This is a genomic window from Caballeronia calidae, from assembly GCF_900044055.2.
GTDB lineage: Bacteria > Pseudomonadota > Gammaproteobacteria > Burkholderiales > Burkholderiaceae > Caballeronia > Caballeronia calidae.
On record NZ_FCOX02000285.1, the window covers coordinates 1 to 1,213 of the forward strand.

At 63.5% G+C, this 1,213-nt stretch carries 1 protein-coding gene; it reads right to left on the reverse strand.

The annotated features are described in order from the left end of the window. A partial coding sequence (locus AWB78_RS42670; RefSeq protein ID WP_062613325.1) for a glutamine amidotransferase-related protein occupies positions 1–1,171 on the reverse strand: 1,171 nt, incomplete at its 3' end. Between the last annotated feature and the right edge of the window lie 42 nt (positions 1,172–1,213).

A 1,213-nucleotide genomic window follows, 5' to 3' on the forward strand; every position in this document is an offset into this window, starting at 1 on the left:
ATGAACGGCGCGCCGCCGCTTCCAGAAACGCAATCAGCAACGGATGCGGCGCGCCATCACGCGACGACAGTTCCGGATGCCCCTGCATGCCTGCAAAGAACGGATGCTTATCGGCCTCGATGGCATCGGCGATCGAGCCGCTCTCGTCGTGCGCGCTGACGGTCACGCCGAGCGTCGCGAGCGGCGCTTCGAGCGCCGGATTGAGCCTGTAGCGATGATTGCAGAGAATGCTCGCCTGCGCGCCGAGCATGGCCGCGATACGCGATCCCGGCACCAGGCTTATCGGCCGCAAGCCTGAGCGATGCAACAACACGCCATCCTCGCCAACATGAATCGGCTCGAAGCTGGCGACGCGCGCATCGGGCTGCGCTTCCTTCATGCCGATCTCATCGCTCTTCAACGCGAGCCGCGCGATGGCCGTCGCCATTGACTGCATGCCGAGACCCAAACCCACGACCGGAATCGACGCGAGCCAACCGAAACGCGCGGCCTCGATCTGTCCCGCCACTCGCGCCATGTCGGCGCCGCCCGGCAAAAGAATGCCGTGTGCATCTGCGAGCAAAGTTTCTGCGTTGTCGCGGTCGATGTCCTGCGCCGCGATGAAGTGCACGTCGAGATCGAAGCCGAGCGCATCGGCGGCGTCACCGAGGGCGGCGAGCGTCGCGGGGTATTGCTGATGCTGGTCGCACTCACGGCCTATCAGCGCAATCGTCATGGACGGTCCGCTCGCGCGCGATGCGGCTTCTTCCGTGGAACGCCATCTGCCATAGCGATCCCGATGCGCTTGCAAAACCACGCCCGAGCCATCTTCGACGAGCTGTGCGCTATCGGCTTCATGAACGACGCGCAACATCTCTACGTCTTCGGCGCATTGCGTAGGAAACGCCTTGAACGATCGCACGAGAAGCACGATATCGCGCGTGCGCGCGAGCGCAAAAATCTCATGGCATGGTTCGGCAGTATCGGGCAGGCCCGTGCGTGTGCGCCAGATCAGACCGCTCGCGACTAACCGTCCATCCGCTGTGACGTGCCGATGCGCATCGGGAAACCGCCGTTCGTCGAAATGCACGCCTGCGCAGCGGAGTTCGGCATTCAAAGTCCCGGCGAACAGCGCGGGAAGGGCGCCGAATTGCGCCGGCTCGGGGGTAGCGTCTTCGATGAGATAGAGCATGGAAGGCCATCCGATAAAAAGAAAAACCCGCGACACGGCACA